This window comes from Aeribacillus sp. FSL K6-1305, assembly GCF_038050115.1.
Classification (GTDB): domain Bacteria; phylum Bacillota; class Bacilli; order Bacillales; family Aeribacillaceae; genus Aeribacillus; species Aeribacillus composti.
Map to the genome: position 1 here is coordinate 262,334 of NZ_JBBOQV010000001.1, position 21,357 is coordinate 283,690.

General features: G+C 39.5%; 19 protein-coding genes and 1 riboswitch. Of the genes, 17 read left to right on the forward strand and 2 right to left on the reverse strand.

Features of this window, described 5'->3' with window-relative positions; genetic code table 11:
- Positions 1-1,140: 1,140 nt before the first annotated feature.
- The 12 genes from NST97_RS01180 to NST97_RS01235 all read left to right on the forward strand — a co-directional run bounded on the left by NST97_RS01180 (position 1,141) and on the right by NST97_RS01235 (position 13,916).
- Positions 1,141-2,358 (forward strand): EAL domain-containing protein, encoded by a 1,218-nt coding sequence (locus NST97_RS01180; RefSeq protein ID WP_094245556.1) that lies wholly within the window; start codon positions 1,141-1,143, stop codon positions 2,356-2,358.
- 47 nt (positions 2,359-2,405) lie between these two features.
- Positions 2,406-2,645, forward strand: a complete 240-nt coding sequence (locus NST97_RS01185) for a hypothetical protein (RefSeq protein ID WP_094245557.1) — start codon at positions 2,406-2,408, stop codon at positions 2,643-2,645.
- A 966-nt stretch (positions 2,646-3,611) separates the two neighbouring features.
- Entirely contained in the window at positions 3,612-4,457 is an 846-nt protein-coding gene (locus tag NST97_RS01190) for an ABC transporter ATP-binding protein (protein WP_066247988.1), read from the forward strand.
- Entirely contained in the window at positions 4,408-5,325 is a 918-nt protein-coding gene (locus tag NST97_RS01195) for an iron-hydroxamate ABC transporter substrate-binding protein (RefSeq protein ID WP_066247990.1), read from the forward strand. The genes NST97_RS01190 and NST97_RS01195 overlap by 50 nt, the downstream gene beginning before the upstream one ends.
- Positions 5,326-5,408: 83 nt before the next feature.
- Positions 5,409-6,413, forward strand: coding sequence for a FecCD family ABC transporter permease (locus NST97_RS01200; RefSeq protein WP_063389317.1), 1,005 nt, complete (start codon positions 5,409-5,411; stop codon positions 6,411-6,413).
- A complete protein-coding gene (locus NST97_RS01205) occupies positions 6,410-7,426 on the forward strand; it encodes a FecCD family ABC transporter permease (RefSeq protein ID WP_445206623.1) in 1,017 nt (338 codons plus the stop codon). The genes NST97_RS01200 and NST97_RS01205 overlap by 4 nt, the downstream gene beginning before the upstream one ends.
- A 1,011-nt stretch (positions 7,427-8,437) precedes the next feature.
- Positions 8,438-8,629: an antirepressor AbbA gene (abbA, locus tag NST97_RS01210; protein WP_066247994.1), complete on the forward strand. Its 192-nt coding sequence runs from the start codon at positions 8,438-8,440 to the stop codon at positions 8,627-8,629.
- A gap of 218 nt (positions 8,630-8,847) precedes the next feature.
- Positions 8,848-9,303 carry a cyclic-di-AMP-binding protein CbpB gene (gene cbpB, locus NST97_RS01215; RefSeq protein ID WP_063386842.1) on the forward strand — a complete coding sequence of 152 codons (456 nt, stop codon included), beginning with the start codon at positions 8,848-8,850 and terminating at the stop codon, positions 9,301-9,303.
- A 182-nt stretch (positions 9,304-9,485) separates the two neighbouring features.
- On the forward strand, positions 9,486-10,991 hold the full coding sequence (locus NST97_RS01220; RefSeq protein ID WP_339199633.1) for an MDR family MFS transporter: 1,506 nt from the start codon (positions 9,486-9,488) through the stop codon (positions 10,989-10,991).
- Positions 10,992-11,081: 90 nt separating this feature from the next.
- On the forward strand, positions 11,082-11,954 hold the full coding sequence (locus tag NST97_RS01225) for a LysR family transcriptional regulator (protein WP_063386844.1): 873 nt from the start codon (positions 11,082-11,084) through the stop codon (positions 11,952-11,954).
- A 74-nt stretch (positions 11,955-12,028) separates the two neighbouring features.
- Complete coding sequence (gene dapD / locus NST97_RS01230; RefSeq protein ID WP_063386845.1) at positions 12,029-12,739, forward strand: 2,3,4,5-tetrahydropyridine-2,6-dicarboxylate N-acetyltransferase; 711 nt, start codon at positions 12,029-12,031, stop codon at positions 12,737-12,739.
- 49 nt (positions 12,740-12,788) lie between these two features.
- Positions 12,789-13,916 carry an N-acetyldiaminopimelate deacetylase gene (locus NST97_RS01235; RefSeq protein WP_341342811.1) on the forward strand — a complete coding sequence of 376 codons (1,128 nt, stop codon included), beginning with the start codon at positions 12,789-12,791 and terminating at the stop codon, positions 13,914-13,916.
- A 51-nt stretch (positions 13,917-13,967) separates the two neighbouring features.
- On the opposite strand, the gene NST97_RS01240 is transcribed toward NST97_RS01235, so the two are convergent.
- A complete protein-coding gene (locus tag NST97_RS01240) occupies positions 13,968-15,761 on the reverse strand; it encodes an IS1182 family transposase (RefSeq protein ID WP_341342812.1) in 1,794 nt (597 codons plus the stop codon).
- A gap of 108 nt (positions 15,762-15,869) precedes the next feature.
- Complete coding sequence (locus NST97_RS01245; RefSeq protein ID WP_341342813.1) at positions 15,870-16,742, reverse strand: mechanosensitive ion channel family protein; 873 nt, start codon at positions 16,740-16,742, stop codon at positions 15,870-15,872.
- Positions 16,743-17,092: 350 nt separating this feature from the next.
- On the opposite strand from NST97_RS01245, the gene NST97_RS01250 reads away from it, so the two are divergent.
- The 5 genes from NST97_RS01250 (at position 17,093) to tenA (ending at position 21,353) form a co-directional block, all read left to right on the forward strand.
- Positions 17,093-17,641, forward strand: coding sequence for a peroxiredoxin (locus NST97_RS01250; RefSeq protein ID WP_340881259.1), 549 nt, complete (start codon positions 17,093-17,095; stop codon positions 17,639-17,641).
- 92 nt (positions 17,642-17,733) lie between these two features.
- Positions 17,734-18,189, forward strand: a complete 456-nt coding sequence (locus tag NST97_RS01255) for a TlpA family protein disulfide reductase (RefSeq protein ID WP_063386849.1) — start codon at positions 17,734-17,736, stop codon at positions 18,187-18,189.
- Positions 18,190-18,418: 229 nt separating this feature from the next.
- Positions 18,419-19,087: a hypothetical protein gene (locus NST97_RS01260; RefSeq protein WP_063386850.1), complete on the forward strand. Its 669-nt coding sequence runs from the start codon at positions 18,419-18,421 to the stop codon at positions 19,085-19,087.
- 65 nt (positions 19,088-19,152) lie between these two features.
- Positions 19,153-19,253, forward strand: a riboswitch (TPP riboswitch).
- A gap of 124 nt (positions 19,254-19,377) precedes the next feature.
- Positions 19,378-20,643, forward strand: a complete 1,266-nt coding sequence (locus NST97_RS01265; RefSeq protein ID WP_341342814.1) for an acetylornithine deacetylase — start codon at positions 19,378-19,380, stop codon at positions 20,641-20,643.
- Between the two features lie 32 nt (positions 20,644-20,675).
- Positions 20,676-21,353, forward strand: coding sequence for a thiaminase II (gene tenA, locus NST97_RS01270; RefSeq protein ID WP_063386916.1), 678 nt, complete (start codon positions 20,676-20,678; stop codon positions 21,351-21,353).
- Positions 21,354-21,357 lie beyond the last annotated feature (4 nt).

Genomic DNA, 21,357 nt, shown 5'->3' on the forward strand with positions numbered 1-21,357 from the left:
TTATCATCTATGGACGACATTAAAACAATCATTTGGAAAATATGATGAAAAAGGTTTAACTCTTCTGCAGGAGCGAGAAAGTCTTTAGGAATTGAGAAATGAATGGTGTAATTTTCATAAAACATAAAGGGCAGCTATGTAATGATTTAAATTTCTAGTAAAATTGCTATTAAGGAAGGAGGATTAAAATGGTGTCACTTTAAGGGAAAAACCTATTGTAAGAGGAAATGATGCAAGAAGATTTATTAATAAAGCAAAAATTAATAACAGAAATTTGAAAGATAGAGCAAAAAATAGAATGAAAAATTTGCAAAGAGAAGGTATTAGTAATGACAAATATCTTCATAAAACCTATTGAATGAAAAGATATGGAAAATAATAATGCGTCAATGATTTTTAATGAAATGAATGATACTGATTTATTTAAAACCAATAAAAATCAACAGTCTAGTTTTGAAATTGATAAAAAGAAAAAGTAAATTCGTTTATGTTGAATAACTAATTCAAATAATTTTAGAGGACACCTCAAAATCCCCTATTCGAATCAGCAAGAGAAAAACTCCATCCTTTTGAATATATTTTCTGCTTAGACGATTTTCTCCGTGTAGAAAAAAGTCATTTTGATGAATATTTTTATCTGGACCCGTCATACTTATGGAAGCAATCACTTCATTTGCAAAGTCGTAGATCGGAGCAGCAGTGCTGAAGCCTTGATGAAACTCGTTCAAACAGATTGTAAATTGTTGAGATTAATGCCGTTAATTGTTTTTCGTTCATTCCTGTATATCTCTATCGGTATTTTAGCCAGAACACTCAAATTACTTTGTTTTCCTTCGGTCCGATGATTTTCGGCTATTTTTCATTTGCAAACGGAATGTTTCTGCTCTCTGTTCTTTTATTGCTCGGTTTTCTGCTTGTATGGTCATTGAAAAAACAAACTACTTTGTTGATTGTGGAAGCGGGCGCAAAACATAAAATCAATTGAGAGGCCAACCGTTGCATCCAGGATGGGCCTCATTCCAATTATGTAAAAATGGGAATGTAGCAAATGCGCAAAAACGGTTCTTCATCATTTTCTAATGTACCAAATAATGCTATAATCATGTATCATATGAGAGTACAAGAAGCGGGGAGATGCCCATGGATCCACTAGATGTCATAACCAATACCGAAAAAATTGTGCCTTATTATCAGGCGATTTTTAGCGCAGATGAACAAAAGGTGATTGGCTACGAAATTTTAGGCAGAATTCATATGGAAGGGGAATACAAAAGCTTAGGCTTTTTTTTCCATGATGATTCGATCCCTGAAGAATACCGAATGGAAGTAGATGATACAGTCGTCAAAAAAGCATTGGAGGAAATGAAAGAACTGGATGATGATCTTCTCATTTTTATAAACAGGGATCCAAATCTGCTTATGATCGATCACGGCGAAAGCTTTTTAAATTTGCTGCTGGAAGAAAAAGAGAAAGGACTTGATTTAAACCGGATTGTTCTGGAAATTACGGAACACAATTATTTAGGAGATATCGAACAGCTCCATCATTTGCTCACTTATTACCGGACTTACGGAATCAAAATTGCGATTGACAATATTGGGAAAGAATCGAGCAATTTGGACCGCATTGGGTTATTATCTCCTGATATTTTGAAAATCGATTTGCAGCCATTAAAATTAGCTTCACCCAGCCAATCGTATTTCGATGTTTTATTTTCGATTTCACTACTTGCGCGCAAAATCGGTGCGACGCTTTTATATGAAGACATCGAGGCAAACTTTCAATTGCAATATGCGTGGAAAAATGGCGGAAGATATTATCAAGGATATTATCTTCATTATCCGGAAAGAGAATTTATTGATCGATGTGTTCTAAAAGAAAGACTGCAGCAGGAATTCAACCATTTCATTCAATTTGAAAAGAAAAAGCTTGAAACACTTTATTCATATTCCGACCAGTTTCATCAGCGGGTGTCACAACTAGTGAACAAATATAAAAAAGCTGTCAGCCAATTTGACGAATTAATTACCCATTTAGCAGAAGAGCTTGGCGACATGAGCTTTCGTATTTATATTTGTGATGAAAACGGGTTTCAAAAGTCAGGAAATATTTTCCGAAAAGAAGACCGATGGATTTTTCAAAAAGAATATTATATGAAAAATTGGAGCTGGCGCCCGTACTTTTTAGAAAATATTATTCGCATGCGCGTCAACAAAAAAGGGTTTTTAAGTGATTTGTATAGTGATATCGAAACAGGGGAGACGATCCGCACGTTTTCCTATCCGCTTGATGACGATCATTATTTGTTTATCGATATTCCATATTCTTATTTATATGAACAAGACGGTCTCCTTTGAATAAACCCCCCTTTTTTCTCAAATAATAGAGAAAAAGGGGGGTTTTTATGCAATTTACGAATTTGATCTTCGGCGGTGTTTTTTTGTTAGTTTTGCTTGTTGGCCTGTTTTATACGTTACAAGTGGGCAGCCAGATGGAAAAAAGGCAAAGTGAGTATGATACAGAAGTAAGCGAAAAAGTTGAAAAGCGCCCGTATATTCGAAATCCGATTTTTATTGCTTATATCGTGCTGATTGCATTCGCGCTTTTTTATATTTTTTATATTAGCTTTTCAACTACTTGGTAGCCATAACTTCGCGTTATGGTTTTTTCTATTAAAGGAAATTTTGTTTTGAAAAATTTTTTTATAAAAAGTGTTGACATCGATATTGATAATCATTATCATTATAAATGTAAGACGAAGTAGTTCACAGACGTCTTGAAGTGAAACATCGCGGCTAAACCCCCGCTCCCCCTTTGTTACACATTCGGACGAGAAACCCGGCTTTGGAGGCCGGGTTTCTTCTTGTGCGCCCGGCATGGGTGTAATCTATAGGGTGAAAGTCCCGAGCTGCGAAGGCAGAAGTAGCAGTTAGCTTAACGCAAGGGTGTCCGTGGTGACGCGGAATCTGAAGGAAGCGAGCGGCAAACTTCCGGTCTGAGGAACACGAACTTCATATGAGGCTAGGTATCACTGGGTGAGTTTGCAAGACAAAACAAAGCCCTTTCTGCCGAAGGTGATACAGAGTAAATGAAGCAGATGGATGGAAGGAAAGATTACACTCTTACCCGGGGAGGTCTGGCTGGCACGCCAAGTAACCTTGGTAACCTATCTAGTGATAGATAGCTGAACCGTCAGAAGTCAGCAGAGGTCATAGTATTAGTTGGTCTAGAACAACTAAGAAGGACCGAACAATTAAGAGAGAATAGCCCTTGGCATTCAGTGAGTCATGATGAACACAGAAAACGTAGTACCTCACTTGAGGGAGGAAGCGGTGAATCCCGTGGGAGATCTCTTGGAGGGTGGAGTGACCACTGGCATAAAGAGAACAGCTATTCACGGAAGTTATAAAGACTTGCGTCAATTATCTTAATTGAACCGCCGTATACGGAACCGTACGTACGGTGGTGTGAGAGGACGGGAGTTAATCGCTCCCTCCTACTCGATTCTCTTAAAAAAATGATAATTGACAAGGAGAAAGGGTGGTATTATATTATATTTGTATAAGAAAATGATAATCATTATCAATTTGGAATAAATTGGAGGTTTTCCATGATCCGCCTATACACAGATCGTTTACAAATTTCCTATGGCAATCGACTGATTGTGAAAGATATGAAAATTGAAATTCCAGATAAAAAAATTACAACGATAATCGGTTCCAACGGCTGTGGAAAATCCACTTTGTTGAAAGCGATAACTCGGATTATTCCGCACCAATCCGGTCGAATTATTCTTGATGGCGAGAGTATTTTAAAGCAGGATACGAAAGAACTGGCGAAAAAAATGGCCATACTTCCTCAATCACCAGAAAGTCCAGCCGGCCTTACCGTTGGAGAGCTTGTATCTTACGGCCGCTACCCATATCAAAAAGGCTTCGGCAGATTAACAAAAAAAGATCTTGAGGTCATAAACTGGGCTTTAGAAGTTACGAAAACGGCCGATTTTAAACACCAGCCAGTCAATGCGCTGTCAGGCGGTCAAAGACAGCGTGTCTGGATAGCGATGGCGCTTGCTCAAGAAACGGACATCATCTTTTTGGATGAACCGACCACTTATTTAGATATGGCGCATCAGCTTGAAGTACTAGAGCTTCTACAGCAGTTAAACAAAGAGCAGGGGCGGACAATCGTCATGGTGCTTCATGATATCAATCAAGCAGCTCGTTTTGCCGATTATATTATAGCGTTGAAAGACGGACAAATTATCAAAGCCGGGACGAGTGACGAAGTAATCGACTGCAACGTGCTGAAAGAAGTATTTCAAATTGATGCTGTAATAGGACGGGATCCCCGAACAGATAAACCAATATGCATCACGTACAATCTAATAAAAGGAGAAGAAAAACATGAAAAAACGTCTTATTCCAATTCTGTTCTTGTTGGTTCTCATAGTTAGCGCTTGTGGTAATAAAAAGGAAGACAGTGCTGAAAAGAAAGAAGAAAAACCTGAAACGATTACATATCAATCGGAAAACGGTCCTGTTGAAGTCCCGGCTAATCCTAAAAGAGTCGTTGTTCTCTCGTCATTTGCCGGAGATGTGATGTCTTTAGGAGTAAATCTCGTTGGTGTTGATTCATGGTCAAAAATGAATCCGCGCTGGAAAGACAAATTGAAAGATGTTGCAGAAGTATCTGATGAAGATTTAGAAAAAATCATTGAACTAAATCCGGATTTAATCATCGGATTATCGACGATTAAAAATGTAGATAAACTGAAAAAGATAGCGCCTACTGTTACGTTTACTTATGGAAAAGTCGATTATTTAACACAGCATATAGAAATCGGCAAGCTTTTAAATAAGGAAAAAGAAGCAAGAGAGTGGGTCGAGGATTTCAAAAAAAGAGCTGAAGAAACAGGAGAAGAAATTCGCGCGAAAATTGGGGAAGATGCAACTGTTTCAGTCATTGAAAGTTTTGATAAGCAATTATATGTGTTTGGGAACAACTGGGGAAGAGGAACAGAAATTTTATACCAAGCCATGAAGCTAAAAATGCCTAAAAAAGTGGAAGAGAAAGCTTTAAAACAAGGTTATTATGCTTTATCGACTGAAGTGCTTCCGGATTTTGCAGGGGATTATTTGATCGTCAGTAAGTATTCGGATGCTGATAACTCTTTCCAAGAAACAGATACTTATAAAAACATACCGGCTGTCAAAAACAATCGCGTGTTTGAAGTAAATGCTAATGAATTTTATTTCAATGATCGACTGACATTGGAATATCAGCTTGAATTCTTTCGAGAAAAATTTCTTGGAAAAAAATAAGTAATTAGAAGAAGAGAAATTCAGCAGGCATGAATTTCTCTTCTTTCCATCTATAAAATAGAAAAATAGAAGAGATGAGATGTATGCTAAAAAACGATTCCGCTTCATTTTTCTTTAAATTCATATTCGCAGTCATTTTGCTGATTGGTTCGTTTTTTTTAGCGATGGTGTTTGGAGCGGCAGACACTAGTGTAAAAGATGTTTGGCTGGCGCTAACGACAAATGCGGCTGGTAAGACGATTGATATGATTCGGGAAATTCGTCTTCCGCGCGAAGTCGGTGCTATTTTTGTCGGCGCTTCTTTATCAGTAGCAGGAGCAATCATGCAAGGATTGACTCGCAATCCATTAGCAGATCCAGGATTATTAGGGCTGACAGCCGGAGCAAATGCTGCACTCGCTTTGACAATTGCCCTTTTTCCAAACGCAAATTACTTTAGTATGACCATTGCGTGCTTTATTGGAGCAGCAGCTGGCGCCTTTTTAGTTTTTGGAATCGGTGCGGTAAAAAAAGGAAGGATTTCTCCTTTTCAAATCGTTTTAGCGGGGGCTGCTGTGTCTGCTTTTCTTTTTGCCGTCGCGGAAGGAATCAGCTTATATTTTAATATTTACAAAAATGTTTCGATGTGGACAGCTGGAGGACTTGTCGGTGCAACATGGAAACAGCTCAAGATCCTCATACCGATTGCTCTCGTTGGGATCACCATTTCTCTTTTTTTCTCAAGGCAGCTGACCATTGTAAGTTTAAATGAAGAAGTGGCAGTCGGGTTAGGACAAAAAACGGCACAAATAAAAATGGTGCTGTTTATCATCATTATATTGCTTACTGGTGCATCTGTAGCCCTTGTTGGGAATATGGCATTTATCGGTTTAATGGTTCCGCATATCGTCCGTTCGGTCGTAGGGGCCGATTATCGTTATATTCTCCCAATGTCTGCGATATTCGGCGCCTGCTTTTTATTAATCGCTGATACGCTTGCCAGAACGATTAATGCTCCTTACGAAACACCAGTGGCGGCCATTGTTTCCTTTTTAGGTTTGCCTTTCTTCCTGTTCATTGTGCAAAAAAGGGGGAAAGCTATCACATGATCATACATCCGGCAATTGTAAAAAAGCAGCGGCTGATCATACTTGTTCTGATTCTTTTAATTGCTGCAACGGCCATCATCGGAATGGGATTAGGCACCTCCTCCGTCTCGATGAATCGCTTGCTTCCAACTATTCTCGGCCACGGGACGTTTAAAGAGGAGTTCGTTTTATTTTCCGTCCGCTTGCCGCGGATCATTGTGACCTTATTGGCAGGAATGGCTTTGGCGGTTTCCGGGGCGATCTTTCAAGATATTACAAGAAACGATTTGGCTGAGCCGGGGATCATTGGGATTAATGCCGGAGCAGGAGTAGCTATTGCAGTGTTCTTTTTATTTTTTCCAATTGATGTCGGCTCATTTGTGTATTTACTGCCAGTCGCAGCCTTTATCGGCGCTCTTTTAACGGCAGGTGCTATTTACGTTTTTTCTTATGATCGAAATGCCGGTTTAAACCCCGTTCGATTAGTCCTTATCGGTGTCGGCTTCGCCATGGCTTTATCAGGAACCATGATCGTCATTATTTCTTCTGCAGAACGGCAAAAAGTTGATTTTATCGCCAAATGGCTGGCAGGGAACGTTTGGGGGGCAGATTGGCCGTTTATTTTGGCAATTTTACCTTGGATTGTCATTTTGATTTCGTTTATTGCTTCCAGAGCTCAACAATTAAATTTATTAAGTTTAAACGATCCTTCTGCTGTCGGGGTTGGCTTGAAGATTGAAAGGGAGCGAATTACGCTTCTATTGGCTGCTGTCGGGCTTGCCGCAGCTGCGGTTTCTGTTACGGGAGGTGTAGCGTTTATCGGTCTTTTGGCACCCCATTTAGCACGGTCACTGATTGGTCCCCGCAATCAACTTTATCTTCCGATTGCGATTTTGTTGGGAGGATGGCTTCTACTACTAGCCGATACAATCGGGCGAAACATCGCACTTCCGGACGGCATCCCAGCGGGCATTATGACAGCTTTAATCGGGGCGCCCTACTTTATCTATATTTTATTGAAAAAATCATCATGATCGAGGCACTGATAGTAATTTAGAAATCTTCCATTACTCCTATGTGTCGGCTGGCTGTTCATCCTTTTTTAGCTAGAGGGCATCTATTTGCTTACATGATACTCGTAATACATCTGGCTGGAAGTAAGACAAATTGATGCCTTATTTAATAAAAATTGGGCGGCAGGAGGGCTGAAATCTCCCTCCGCCGTTCCTGCCTTTGTCAGTGTGAAAAAGTTTGCCTCATAGACTCTCTTTAAATGCTCATTTTTTAGCAGAATTCAAGAAGTTTGGCAGTTGATCGAACATTTTACTGAAGGTAATGACAGCTTCTTTTTCTTCTTCGTTTTATGTGCAGCCTTTCATAATGAGTATTTTTGTCTCCAAGAGCTTCAACTGTGATGATTGGAAATTGAACATTTTTCCCACCTAATGACGCATTGATTAGCATCTTTCAACTCTTTGTCCTAATTCGAGCTGTCTGACGTAGAGAATGAACGGAAATACAGCTCTACATGATCTTTTGCTCTAGCTCAACTATTTTTGAGAAAGTTTGGCTGGCTTCATTGTTCGCTTCCGCCTCAAAGATACTCTTAAGTTCATGCGATTTATTGAGCAATGGGTCCATGTTTCCTATTTCATTTCAATCAAATCTTTTCATATAACAGAGAGAGCATACGGTTTCAAAGGGGAGAAGCCCTCGCATCAGTTCCAACCTTTATTGGCGAAGAAACGTATCTATCATTTAGAATCAGTGTAAATAAACACAATTGCCGGAGCCAGAGGAACTGAATGCAGCGGTTCGAACGGTGATGTCATTTAATCGACTTGGTTAATTAAACAAAAAACAATCTGCACATGCTCCAGCTTCGGGCTTCTGATTCGATTTCCAGCTTCTTGTAATTGAAAGCTGCGAAAAAAGGAATATTATTTTTCATGATGTAAGCAAATTTCGACATAATTTTAAAGCTGCTCATTATATGTTATGGTTAGGATGTTTTTTAAAATGAAGGCACTGGAGGATGAATAACGATGCGAGCTGTTCAACCGGTATTGTCTCTAGAAGAAAAGCAATTGCTTGTCGCAATTTTGTTTCGCAACCATTTTGCGATTGAATTGGTTGTGAGCGAAATCAATGATATTGAATGCGGAAAAAAAGAGTTTGATTTATGTACATACAAAAAATTAGTGGAGCTTTATGACAAAATCCGTTCGCATACGTAACCTGTATCCTTGTGAGGACCAGTTTTTGAGTATGAGAGGCATCTGAACGATGCTCTTTGCAAGAGCATCGCTTTTCGCAGAAATGTAAGTTTATCGCGTGATAAAACGCTTACATAATGATATCATAAAATAGGAAGTTTCTTTTTGGTAAATGGAACACATTTTCCAGATCATATGTTATGATTAAAATGAAATGTCAAAGTGAGAGGAAGAAACGAATGACAAAAGTTTTTTCTGAAGAATTTACAAATATTTCGATTAAAGATTTGATGATACCTGCAGACAAAGTGGCTCATGTCCAAATGGGAAATAACTTAGAGCATGCATTATTAGTGTTGACGAAAACAGGCTATACAGCTGTTCCGGTTTTGGATGCTCAATATCGCTTGCACGGGCTGATTACGACGAATTTGATCATGGATTCAATTTTAGGATTGGAACGAATCGAATTTGAGCGTTTGCAAAATATGAAAGTAGAAGAAGTAATGAACAAAGATGTTTCCAGATTGAATGTATCGGATGATTGGATGAAGGCGCTGAAGCTCGTTATTAATCATACGTTTGTATGTATAACGAATGAGGACGGTGTTTTAGAGGGGATTTTTACAAGAAGGGTCATCTTAAAAAAGCTCCATAAACAACTAATGATATTAAATTCCAGGTTTCCCAAATAAAAACGCCCTTGCCGGCGTTTTTATTTCATATTGGCTCAATAGTTTCGAATCCATCCAACCTTCAAATAATGAAAATATAGATATTGTTTTTTTGGAAAGCAATTGAACGAATGCGAATGCTATGGCAAAATGAATTCATGCTTACAAACGATTGAAAGTGATTTTCAAATGAGGTGATCGTGATGAAAGAGGCGCTTATTGAAAAAGATAGGGGGAAACTAGACCATAAAGAAACAAAGCGTCCGTTCGTTTTAGCTGCCGTCATGCTGGCGATGTTTATGGCTGCAGTTGAGGCAACGATCGTTTCCACAGCAATGCCTGCCATTGTCGCAGAAATTGGCGGTTTTTCAAAATATAGCTGGATTTTTTCTTCCTATTTATTAATGAATTCCGTAACGATTTTAATATATGGTAAATTGGCGGATTTGTTTGGAAGAAAACCGATTTTTGCTTTTGGCATCATTATTTTTTTAATTGGCTCTGTGCTTTGCGGTCTCGCCGATTCGATGGAAACTTTAATTATATACCGTTTTATACAAGGGATTGGAGCCGGAGCTGTGATGCCAGTCGCCACAACAATTGTCGGCGATATTTATACAGTAGAAGAAAGAGCCAAAATACAAGGATATTTGTCCAGTGTATGGGGAATTTCTGCAATAATCGGTCCCGTTTTAGGTGGCTTGTTCGTTGAGTACATAAGCTGGAAGTTTGTATTTTGGGTGAATGTTCCTTTAGGCATTTTATCAATGGCAGGAATCGGTCTGTTTTTGAATGAACGCATTGATAAGAAAAAGTCGAGCATTGATTATGCAGGCGCCATGTTCATGCTTATTGCGATCAGCTTGTTGATGGTCGTCCTTGTCGAAGGAGGAGTCCGCTGGTCTTGGACTTCCTGGGAGGTTGCGGCGTTATTAGCTGTTGCATGCTGCTTCTTTATATTGTTTATTTTTCAGGAAAATCGGGCCGATGATCCGATGATGCCGCTTTCGCTTTGGAAAAATCGCTCCATTTTGCTTGCGAATGTAACGTCCTTGACGACCGGGATGATGCTTATGGGCATTTCCACCTTTTTGCCGACATTTGTGCAAGGTGTTATGGGAAAATCGGCAATGGTGGCTGGATTCACGCTGACAACGATGTCAATCGGATGGCCGATTGCTTCAACAGTAGCGGGGAGGATTTATTTAAAAGCCGGCTTTCGTGCCACATCAATTTTAGGAGGCATTTTTTTATTGGCCGGCAGTCTTGTCTTTGTTATGCTTTCAGCAGATGACGGACCTGTTCATGCTATGATCGGCTCTTTTTTACTCGGCGTCGGAATGGGGCTGACATCGACCTCGTTCATTGTATCGATTCAATCGGCAGTTGATTGGAAAGAACGCGGAATTGCCACCGCCACCAATATGTTTATGCGAAATCTCGGCAACACCGTCGGCGCCGCTTTGCTCGGCGGGATTTTAAACAGCAAGCTGCAAACATATTTGGAGGAGCATAGTGCTGGAAAAAACTTAAACATTGATTCGGCCAACAACCTATTGAATCCAGAATCAGATCTTTCCGGTCCTATAAAAGAGGTTCTTGAGTCTGGTTTGAGCATTGCTCTTCACCATGTTTATTTCGTCGTCTTTTTATTAGCAATTTTGAGCGTTCTTTTTATTTTCTTTCTTCCGAAGAGAGAATTAAAATGAATGTTTTTTGCTAAACTTGTTATGACGGAAAAGCAAAAATATTTTATAATGTTTTTGAACTATTGAATCCACTAAGGAAAGGGTTTAGCGATGCAAATTTCGGAATTGCAAATCCTTGTGACTTTGTCTGAAGAAAAAAATATGAGAAAAGCGGCTGACCGACTTTTTGTTTCCCAGCCTGCTTTGTCGCAGCGTCTTCAGTCGATCGAAAAAGCATGGGGATTTAAAATTTTTTTGCGCTCACAAAAGGGATTGACTCTTACACCGGCAGGAGAAAAAGTTGTCCAGTTTGCAAAAGAAATGATTGAAAAGGAAGAGAAGGTAAGAGAGGAAATCTCTGTTTTGGAAGGAGAAGTGTACGGGACGTTAAAGCTTGCAGTGGCATCCATAATCGGCCAGCACTGGCTTCCAAAAGTTTTGAAAAAATATGTACAAAAATACCCTCAGGCGGAAATTTCACTTATAACCGGGTGGTCAAGCGAAATATTAAAATGTTTATATGAAGATGATATTCATATCGGAATCATACGCGGAAACCCTGATTGGAAAGGGTTTAAACAGCATTTGCTGGAAGATACTTTGTATTTAGTTGACACAGAAATTCAAAGCATCGATGATTTAGTACACACAGAGCGGCCTTTTATTCAATTTAAAAGTGATTCTACATACTATCAAGAAATACAAGAATGGTGGCACAGGCAATTTAAAAACCCGCCAAAAAGGACAATTGTCGTTGATCAGATCGAGACGTGCAAGCAAATGGCGTATCATGGTATCGGCTTTGCGATTTTGCCTTCTGTCAGCATTGATGAAAAGGATGGTTCGATCTTTCGACTGCCGCTCATTGATCATGAAGGAAAGCCGATTAAAAGGGATACTTGGTTGATCGGGCATGAATCATCGTTAAAGCTTAAACAAGTGCAGGCGTTTATGGAAATCGTCCATCAATTTATTAATGAATGATAAATTTGCTTGTCAATTGATTCTTTTCTTTGATACAGTAATGGGGGTACAGAAAAACAGAGAGGAGTATTACGATGAAAATGATGGATGCAAACGAAATTATTTCATTTATACAAAACAGTAAAAAAACGACTCCTGTAAAAGTTTATGTAAAAGGTCAATTAGAAGGAATCAACTTTGGAGAACAGTCCAAAACATTTATTACTGGAAACACAGGCATCATCTTTGGAGAATGGTCTGAAATTGAACAAGCACTAGCAGAAAACAAAGATAAAATTGAAGACTATGTTGTTGAAAATGACCGCCGGAACTCAGCGATCCCGCTTCTTGATTTAAAAGGCGTAAAAGCGAGAATTGAACCAGGTGCAATCATCCGTGATCAAGTGGAAATCGGAGATAATGCGGTCATCATGATGGGGGCAGTGATCAATATCGGCGCCGTCATTGGTGAAGGAACGATGATTGACATGAATGCAACATTGGGCGGTCGTGCAACGGTTGGTAAAAACTGCCACATTGGTGCCGGAGCGGTTTTAGCTGGTGTAATTGAGCCGCCTTCTGCAAAACCTGTCGTAATCGAAGATGATGTTTTGATCGGAGCAAACGCCGTCATTTTAGAAGGTGTAAGGGTAGGAAAAGGCGCGGTTGTTGCAGCTGGTGCTGTTGTAGTGGAAGATGTTGAACCGTACACAGTTGTTGCAGGTGTTCCTGCGAAAAAAATTAAAGATATTGACGAAAAAACGAAAGCGAAAATTGAAATTAAGCAAGAATTGCGGCAGCTCTAAATTCGAAGCGTGGACAGCGTCCACGCTTATCCTTTAGGAGGGGACTCATATGAATAAGGATGCGCTTATTGCCATTCGCCGTGATTTGCATAAAATACCTGAACTCGGATTTCAAGAACATAAAACACAAAAATATTTATTAGATTATATTCATTCGCTGTCGAACGAAAGGCTTGAAGTGAAAACATGGAGAACAGGTATTTTCGTGAAGGTCCATGGAACAAATCCTCGAAAAATGATAGCCTACCGGACAGATATTGACGGATTGCCGATTGAAGAAAAAACGGGGCTTTCATTTCAATCAGAACATCCAGGCTTGATGCATGCTTGCGGTCACGACTTTCATATGACGATCGCTTTGGGGGTTTTAACTCATTTCGCCTATCATCCGATTCAAGATGATCTGCTATTCATCTTTCAGCCGGCAGAAGAAGGGCCTGGCGGTGCAGAGCCGATGCTAAACAGCGAGATTATGCAACAATGGATGCCGGATATGATCACTGCGCTTCACATTGCTCCGGAGCTTCCGGTTGGAACTATCGGAATGAAGCCTGGACTACTTTTTGCCAATACGTCCGAGTTGTTTATCGATTTAACCGGGAAGGGAGGCCATGCCGCTTTTCCGCACACGACACATGATATGGTCGTCGCTGCTTGCGCACTTGTCACCCAGCTGCAATCCATCGTTAGCCGCAATATAGATCCTTTGGATAGTGCTGTAATTACCATTGGAAAAATTGCAAGCGGCACGATACAAAATATAATTGCGGATTATGCCAGATTGGAAGGAACGATTCGCACATTTTCTGTCGAATCGATGGAAAAAGTGAAAAAGCGGATTGAAGACATGGTCAAAGGTATAGAAATCGGCTACCAATGCAAAGCAGAAATTGACTGGGGTTCGATGTATTATCAAGTGTGGAATGATGAAGCGTTATCAAAAGAATTTATGGAGTTTGTCCAGAATGAAACAGAAATTCAACTCCACGTATGCAAAGAAGCGATGACTGGGGAAGATTTCGGCTATATGCTGGCGAAAATTCCGGGATTTATGTTTTGGCTTGGAGTTGATTCTCCTTACGGCCTTCATCATGCGAAGCTTTCACCAAATGAACAAGCAATCTTTAAAGCGGTCGATCTTATTTGTCAATATTTTGAATGGAAAGGCAATAAATAGAAGATTCATAGCCTCCTGCATAAAGCAAGAGAAAAAAATTAGAAATACGTTCTATACAAACACGAAGTCATAATTAAAAAGGAAGGGCTTGTCTAAAAAGTCCATAAAAACAGAGCGAATGGAGAAAACAATGAGTTTTTCCATTCGCTCTGTTTCCTTATTTTTGAAATTGGTTTGGGAATTTGCGGCCCATTTCAGTATGTTGTGGGCCATTGCCACAATCCCGAATTCTGTTCGGACTTTATGAAGCCCCCGTAACAGAAATCGAGTGAAACGCAAATTGCCCTTGATGTTACCGAACACACTTTCGACATCCACTTTACGCTTCGCATAAAGAGCTGCCTTTTGTTCGTCACCAAGAGCTGCTTTGGCTTTCGCTTTCATTTCTTCATAAATCGTGTTCCAATATACTCGACGATTTCCTTTGGCTTTCGTACACCCATTCTTCAACGGGCAATCCGTACAATCTTCACACTCGTACACTTTCAAATCTTGTATGTATCCAGATGCATTTTTTCTTTTTTGATAATACTTGAATACGACTTTCCGATTGTTCGGACAGATAAAGCAATCGTCTTCTTCGATGTATTTCCAGTTTTGTACTTTTGATAAATCCTTTTTAAACTTTTTACTTTGTTCCTTCAAATAGGTTTGGTATGGGGCTAATAATTCAAAACGAGGTTCTTTTTCTTCGCCAATCGCATATAAATAGTTTTCTTCACTCGCATATCCTGCATCGGCAATGACATACTTGAGTTTCTTTTCCTTCGGCATCGATTCCAATAACTTTTCCATAAATGGTTGGAAACAGCGAGTATCTCCTGGATTTTGATAAATTTCAAATCCCACGATAAATTGATGTTGTGTGGCGAGTTGAACATTATAACCCGCCTTGAGTTGGCCGTTTTTCATATGGTCCTCTTTCATTCGCATAAAAGTGGCCTCATGGTCGGTTTTCGAGTAGCTATTTCGTTCACCTAGAATCTGTTTTTGTACTTTGTATTTTCGTAATCGTGGAAGATAATCCGTTTGAATCGTTTTCAGTTGTTTGGTGAGTTGGGATTTTTTAGAGCGAAGTTCTTTTTTTCTTTCTTTGTCTTCTTCCTGTTTATAATCTTTTTCCAAAGCTTCTATTCTCTCAGAAAGTTGTGCCGATGATTTTTCTAATTCTTCTTCTAATTGTTCTTCTTTTAATTCCTCCAAGGCGATTTGGTGCGCTTCTTGTAGAAACGATTGAATTTTGGCTCGTAGTTTCTGATCATATTTTTCTACGGATTTTCGCCATACAAACGTATATTTGTTGGCATTCGCTTCTATTTTCGTACCATCCACAAAAATATGGTCGAGGTCGATAAGTCCTTGTTCTACTAGTTGAAGGACAAATTGTTCAAATACAGAATCCATCATGTTTGACATACGAACACTACGAAAATCATTTATTGTGCGATGGTCAGGGGTTTGCAATCCCGCCAACCACATCATCGGAAGATTTTCTTTCACCATTTGCGCTATTTTCCGACTTGAATAAACATTTTGAGTGTACGCATATAAAATCACTTTCAATAACATTTTAGGGTGATAGGGTGCACGACCCCCACCAACATAATGAGTATACAACACTTCATCCGGAATCGATTCCACCATTTCATCCACTAAACGGGCGACATGATTTTCAGGAATATACATTTCGATATCTAAAATGCTCATGACTTGACGATTGCAATAAGGTTGGAAAACTAGTTTTTTGCGTTTCTTATTCTTTTGAACCTCTATTTTTTGAATACCCTCTAGAGTCATTTCTAATTGCGTGTTATAATTTTCTTGAATAGTCATTTGATTATTCATAAGAAATCGTCCTTTCTGTAGAATGTTTTTTGGTCAATTTCATTCTATAAAAAAGGACGATTTTTTTGTACCCTAAAAACAGAAAAAAGGGCTGAGCCCAAGGTCGATTCAATCGACTTTTCGGACAGCCCCTTCCTTTTGCTGCTCGTTCTTATGAATCATCACTTGATGAGGGAACGGAATTTCGATGCCGTTTTCATCAAGCACTTCTTTCAGCCGTTTCCGGAGCTTTCTTTCAACAGCCCACTGCTCCATGTTTTTCGTTTTGGCGATGATGCGGATGATCACATCAGACGTGCCGAAATTTTGCACGCCTAAAACGTCCGGACCCTCCACAACCTCTTCAGTTTCTTTTGCAAATTGGTCGCAAGCTTCTTGAAGAATGGACATGACCCGATTTAAGTCTTCATTATACGATATGCTGATATCAACGAGGGCTTGCATATTTCCTCTAGAATGATTGGAAAGGCCGACAATCTGCCTGTTTGGAACATAATGCAATGTGCCGTCAAAGCCTCGGATTTGCGTCGTTCGTAAACCGACAGCTTCCACAATGCCTGAATAATTGCCTGTAGTGACATAATCTCCAACATCAAGTTGTTTTTCTAGGAGAAGGAAAAATCCTGTCACAACATCGCTGACGAGCCCTTGAGCTCCAAAGCCGATCGCAAGACCAACAACCCCAGCCCCGGCTAAAAGCGCTGTGACATTGTAGCCAAACACTTGAAAAACGGTAACAATAAAAATGAAAAACAGGGCATAATGAAAGAAATTCAAAACTAATGTTTGCAGCGTTTTAGCCCGCGTGGTGGAAATTTCCTTCCGATTCTCAAGCCCCTCAAACATTTTGTGAATAATTTTATTGCCGATTGATTTGACGATAATATATGCAATGTAAATTCCAATAAGCTTGGCCAAAACTTCTCCTGATTTTAAAGCCAGATCAGCCCAATCAATAGATTCAAAAAAGTTCAAAACCATTTCCCCTTTCTTTTCGAGCCAATCATTTGGTTATTTGACGGGATCATGTTAAACTGAATGTACAGTTGAAAGTTTAACATAGAAAAAGGAATTTTCAATGATTGTTACATTTTTTTAATGATAGCGGCGAAAATTGGAAATAGTATTATTGTTCTCTTCGTCGCAATGAAAATGTAAAACAGATTATTTAAATTAATTATTATTTAAAATTGACTAAAATTTTGTTGTTATATATAATAGTAATCGGAGGAAGGATATTGAGAAAATACTCAATTCATTCTCATTTGTTTTTGAAGGAAACGATCAAAAAGTTTCCTTTAAAATAAAATTTTAAAATGGAGGGTTACATAATGGCAGAGCGTTTGGTTGGTAAACAAGCTCCACGTTTTGAAATGGATGCCGTTTTGCCAAACAAAGAGTTTGGTAAAGTAAGCTTGGAAGGAATCATGAAACAAGGAAAATGGACAGTTCTTTTCTTTTATCCAATGGACTTCACTTTCGTTTGTCCAACTGAAATCACAGCTATTTCTGACCGTTATGAAGAATTTGAAGATCTTGATGCAGAAGTGATTGGCGTATCAACTGACACAATTCACACACACTTAGCTTGGATTAAAACTCCTCGCGAAGAGAACGGTTTAGGCGATATTAAATATCCGCTTGCAGCAGATACAAATCATCAAGTATCAAGAGACTACGGCGTTTTAATCGAAGAAGAAGGAGTTGCTCTTCGCGGATTGTTCATCATCAATCCAGAAGGCGAACTTCAATATCAAACAGTATTCCATAACAACATTGGCCGCGATGTTGATGAAACATTGCGTGTACTTCAAGCGCTTCAAACTGGCGGACTTTGCCCAGCAAACTGGAAGCCTGGTCAAGAAACGCTTAAAGTATAATGAAGCTTTTCATTCAAAGGGCCTAGCAGTACGTTAGGCCTTTTTTCAAACGATTATTTTTTTGATATTCATTCTTCAAGGAGGAAGCGGAAATGAAATTACGTGAGCCAATGCCTGAATTAGTCGGAGCAACAACTTGGCTGAATGGCGAAGTAACGAAAGAGCAATTAATCGGTGAAAAACCAACATTAATCCATTTTTGGTCAATCAGCTGCCATTTGTGTAAAGAAGCAATGCCGAAAGTAAATGAGTTCCGCGATCAATATAAAGATAAACTGAACGTAGTAGCTGTTCATATGCCTCGCTCCGAAAAGGATTTAGATATTGATGATATTAAAAAAGTAGCGGAAGAACACGGGATTACGCAACCGATCTTTGTTGACAACGAACATAAATTAACCGATGCTTTTGAAAATCAATATGTACCTGCATATTATGTTTTTGACAAAAACGGCATTCTTCGCCACTTCCAAGCAGGAGGAAGCGGAATGAAAATGCTGGAAAAACGTGTTAATCGGGTGTTAGCGGAAACAGAAAACGCTGAATGATTCAACCATCTGCAAAACATTGCAGGTGGTTTTTCATTTTAGAAATACCTTTCCGGCTTTGAAAGGACTTGTTTTTATTGCTTCGAAGCTTTCAAAAGATAAGCATCTCCATTTTCCATTCATCTGACATCCTTTTTCCAGCTCTCAATCCTAAAGAAATGATTCACATTCCAAATCACAACATGCTATAATAAATGATGCTAGTTTGAACAAAAAGGAGCATAGGTGGATGGCAAAACAATCACAAACTTTTTCCATTATGAATCTATTAAAGGTGCTTTTGGCTGTCATCGTTATCCTTTTCCTATTTTATTTGCTTGCGTTTAACGACGTCGTCGTGCGTTTTATATCTCTGCTATTAAATGGATGTTTAGTTGTTCTCGCCTTCCTTGTCTATCGGAAAATAGACTATATGATAAAGATGAAAGAAGAACGAAAAGAGCCTATTCAAACCGAAAAGCTGCCTGATGAAACAGAAATGGCGCGAAAAGAACAGCAATTAAATAAACTGGAGCTTGATAAAACGCAATTGTTGGAGGAGCTATTAACAAAAGCCGGTATCGAAGAGGAAGAAAAACAAAAGTACCGAGCCAAAATTAGAGAAAAAGAGGATGAAGCTTCAAAGCTTCAACAAGAGCTGGCATTCATGAAAGGCCGGATTGCCAACTTGATTTTAAAAAGAGATCCTGAGATCGAGCGGATTGTCCTGCTGCTTGATGCGGATTTTATATTAAATCATTCGTTAGTGGAAATTAATCAAAGGTTTCAGGAAATTAGCGGCAGTTTTTCCGAACAATCCATCGAGCATTTGAAAAAGGCTAATTATATTGATCAACATTTGCAATTTACTCGAATTGGTTATCGTGAATTATTAAAGACAGCAAAAAGGATCAATTAACCGTTAGCTTGTATTTTTCTATATTTTATGATTTAATGAAATTAAATGAAAATTTCATAATATTAACATACCACTAGGGGAGCCGGACGGCTGAGAAAGGCGTGTGCCTTGACCCTTTGAACCTGATCTAGATCATACTAGCGTAGGGAAGTGGTGCAGTAATATCGAAACCTGTCTATGGGTTTTGTATATACTTGCCCGTTCCCTTATATTGGGAACGGGCTTTTTGCATTACAAGGCTGATTGGCAAACCATTTTTCAAAACAAAATGTTAAGAAAGGGTAGACAACGTGTTACAAACGCTATTTCAGCAAATTGATGAAAGGGAAGAAGAACTTCTGAATCTTCTAAAAACACTCGTATCGTTTGAAACGCCGAGCCCTCCGGCAAGAAATGCAAAAGAGGCTCAAAAGTATGTCGCCTCATATTTGGAAGACATCGGCTTTTCCATTGATCAATGGGATTTATATGAACAAGATCCAGTCGTAGTAGGAACGAAAAAAGGAAAAGATCCAGAAAATTACCACAGTTTAATTATTAACGGGCATATTGATGTCGCTTCAATCGAAGAGGGAGAAGAATGGCTAACGCCTCCTTTTGAGGCAACGGTTAAAGGGGATTACATATACGGACGCGGTGTAGCGGATATGAAAGGGGGAATGGCTGCCAGTCTGTTTGCATTAAAGCTGCTGCAAGAAAACGGCATTGAGCCGGGAGGGGATATCATTTTTCAGTCCGTCGTCGGAGAAGAAGTAGGCGAAGCAGGAACAAAATCGTGCTGCGACCGGGGATATCGAGCTGATTTTGCCATCGTTGTCGATTCAAGCAACTGTGAAATACAAGGGCAAGGCGGGGTGATCACGGGCTGGATTACGATTGAAAGCCCCGAGACATTTCACGATGGCACGAGAAGACAAATGATTCATGCCGGCGGGAAGCTTTTTGGGGCAAGCGCGATTGAAAAAATGATGAAAATTATTGAAGGACTGCGAGAGCTTGAACAGCATTGGGCAGTGATGAAAACGAGCAAAGGCTTTCCGCCTGGTTCTGCCACAATTAATCCTGCAGTGATTGAAGGTGGAAGGCACGCCGCTTTTGTGGCCGATAAATGTTCCCTTTGGATTACCGTTCACTATTACCCGGAAGAGCATTATGTAGAGGTGATCCGGGAAATTGAAGAACATATCCATCATGTTGCAATGGCTGATCCATGGCTTCGGAAATATCCTCCGAAATTTAAATGGGGCGGCACATCGATGATTGAAGATCGAGGAGAAATTTTCCCAGCTTTTTCATATGACGAACATTCACTCGGAGTGAAAACATTACAAAAAGCACATAAACTGGCATTTAATGAGGAAGCAAAGCTGACGATGTCCCCTACTGTGACAGACGGCGGCTGGCTGAGTGAAGCGGGAATTCCCGTCGTTTTATATGGACCGGGCACGCTTGAAGATGCACACTCGGTGAATGAAAAGCTGTCCATCCCCCAATTAAAAACATTTACAAAATCGCTGATCGTGTTTTTATTTGATTGGTATCAGAAAAAACGATGACAATTACAAAAGCTGCGAAAGGGGTAATTCAAATGTTTACAGACCGATTGTATAAAACTGCAAAACCGATTTGGGAAGCGAGTTACCATCATCCGTTTGTTCAAGGAATCGGCAATGGGACGCTGGATATCGACAAATTTCGCTTTTTTATGGAGCAGGATTATCTTTATTTAATCGAATACTGCCGCCTGTTTGCCCTTGGAAGCTTAAAGGCTCACAATCTTCAAACAATGACAGTTTTTGCTGATCTTCTACATTCGACGTTAAAAGTGGAAATGGATTTGCATCGTCAATACGCTGAAAGAATAGGAATAGAGAAGGAAAAATTAGAACAAGTTCAGCCTGCTGCTACAACCGTTGCATATACGAGCTATATGTTAAATGTGTCGCAGCGAGGATCATTGGCAGAACTGGTTGCCGCAGTCCTTCCATGTACATGGAGCTATTATGAAATCGGCACACGCTTACATGAGATTCCTGGTGCCAGTGAACATGAGTTTTACGGCGAGTGGGTAAAAATGTACGCATCAACAGAATTCGGTGAATTGGCAAAATGGCTGAAAGATTTAATGAATGAGCTTGCAGAAGGAAAACGGGAAGAAGAATTGAAATGGCTGGAAGATATTTTTGTCACAACGAGCAAATACGAATATATGTTTTGGGAAATGTCTGAACGAAAAGAAATGTGGCCAATCGAAATCAATTCTTAATATA

Coding starts and splice junctions, on each gene's coding strand:
- NST97_RS01235 (WP_341342811.1), top strand. CDS start 12,789: ATGAATAAGGATGCGCTTATTGCCATTCGCCGTGATTTGCATAAAATA.
- NST97_RS01185 (WP_094245557.1), top strand. CDS start 2,406: ATGCAATTTACGAATTTGATCTTCGGCGGTGTTTTTTTGTTAGTTTTG.
- NST97_RS01255 (WP_063386849.1), top strand. CDS start 17,734: ATGAAATTACGTGAGCCAATGCCTGAATTAGTCGGAGCAACAACTTGG.
- NST97_RS01250 (WP_340881259.1), top strand. CDS start 17,093: ATGGCAGAGCGTTTGGTTGGTAAACAAGCTCCACGTTTTGAAATGGAT.
- NST97_RS01190 (WP_066247988.1), top strand. CDS start 3,612: ATGATCCGCCTATACACAGATCGTTTACAAATTTCCTATGGCAATCGA.
- NST97_RS01200 (WP_063389317.1), top strand. CDS start 5,409: ATGCTAAAAAACGATTCCGCTTCATTTTTCTTTAAATTCATATTCGCA.
- NST97_RS01225 (WP_063386844.1), top strand. CDS start 11,082: ATGCAAATTTCGGAATTGCAAATCCTTGTGACTTTGTCTGAAGAAAAA.
- abbA (WP_066247994.1), top strand. CDS start 8,438: ATGCGAGCTGTTCAACCGGTATTGTCTCTAGAAGAAAAGCAATTGCTT.
- NST97_RS01220 (WP_339199633.1), top strand. CDS start 9,486: ATGAAAGAGGCGCTTATTGAAAAAGATAGGGGGAAACTAGACCATAAA.
- NST97_RS01240 (WP_341342812.1), bottom strand. CDS start 15,761: ATGAATAATCAAATGACTATTCAAGAAAATTATAACACGCAATTAGAA.
- tenA (WP_063386916.1), top strand. CDS start 20,676: ATGTTTACAGACCGATTGTATAAAACTGCAAAACCGATTTGGGAAGCG.
- cbpB (WP_063386842.1), top strand. CDS start 8,848: ATGACAAAAGTTTTTTCTGAAGAATTTACAAATATTTCGATTAAAGAT.
- NST97_RS01195 (WP_066247990.1), top strand. CDS start 4,408: ATGAAAAAACGTCTTATTCCAATTCTGTTCTTGTTGGTTCTCATAGTT.
- NST97_RS01180 (WP_094245556.1), top strand. CDS start 1,141: ATGGATCCACTAGATGTCATAACCAATACCGAAAAAATTGTGCCTTAT.
- NST97_RS01205 (WP_445206623.1), top strand. CDS start 6,410: ATGATCATACATCCGGCAATTGTAAAAAAGCAGCGGCTGATCATACTT.
- NST97_RS01260 (WP_063386850.1), top strand. CDS start 18,419: ATGGCAAAACAATCACAAACTTTTTCCATTATGAATCTATTAAAGGTG.
- dapD (WP_063386845.1), top strand. CDS start 12,029: ATGAAAATGATGGATGCAAACGAAATTATTTCATTTATACAAAACAGT.
- NST97_RS01245 (WP_341342813.1), bottom strand. CDS start 16,742: ATGGTTTTGAACTTTTTTGAATCTATTGATTGGGCTGATCTGGCTTTA.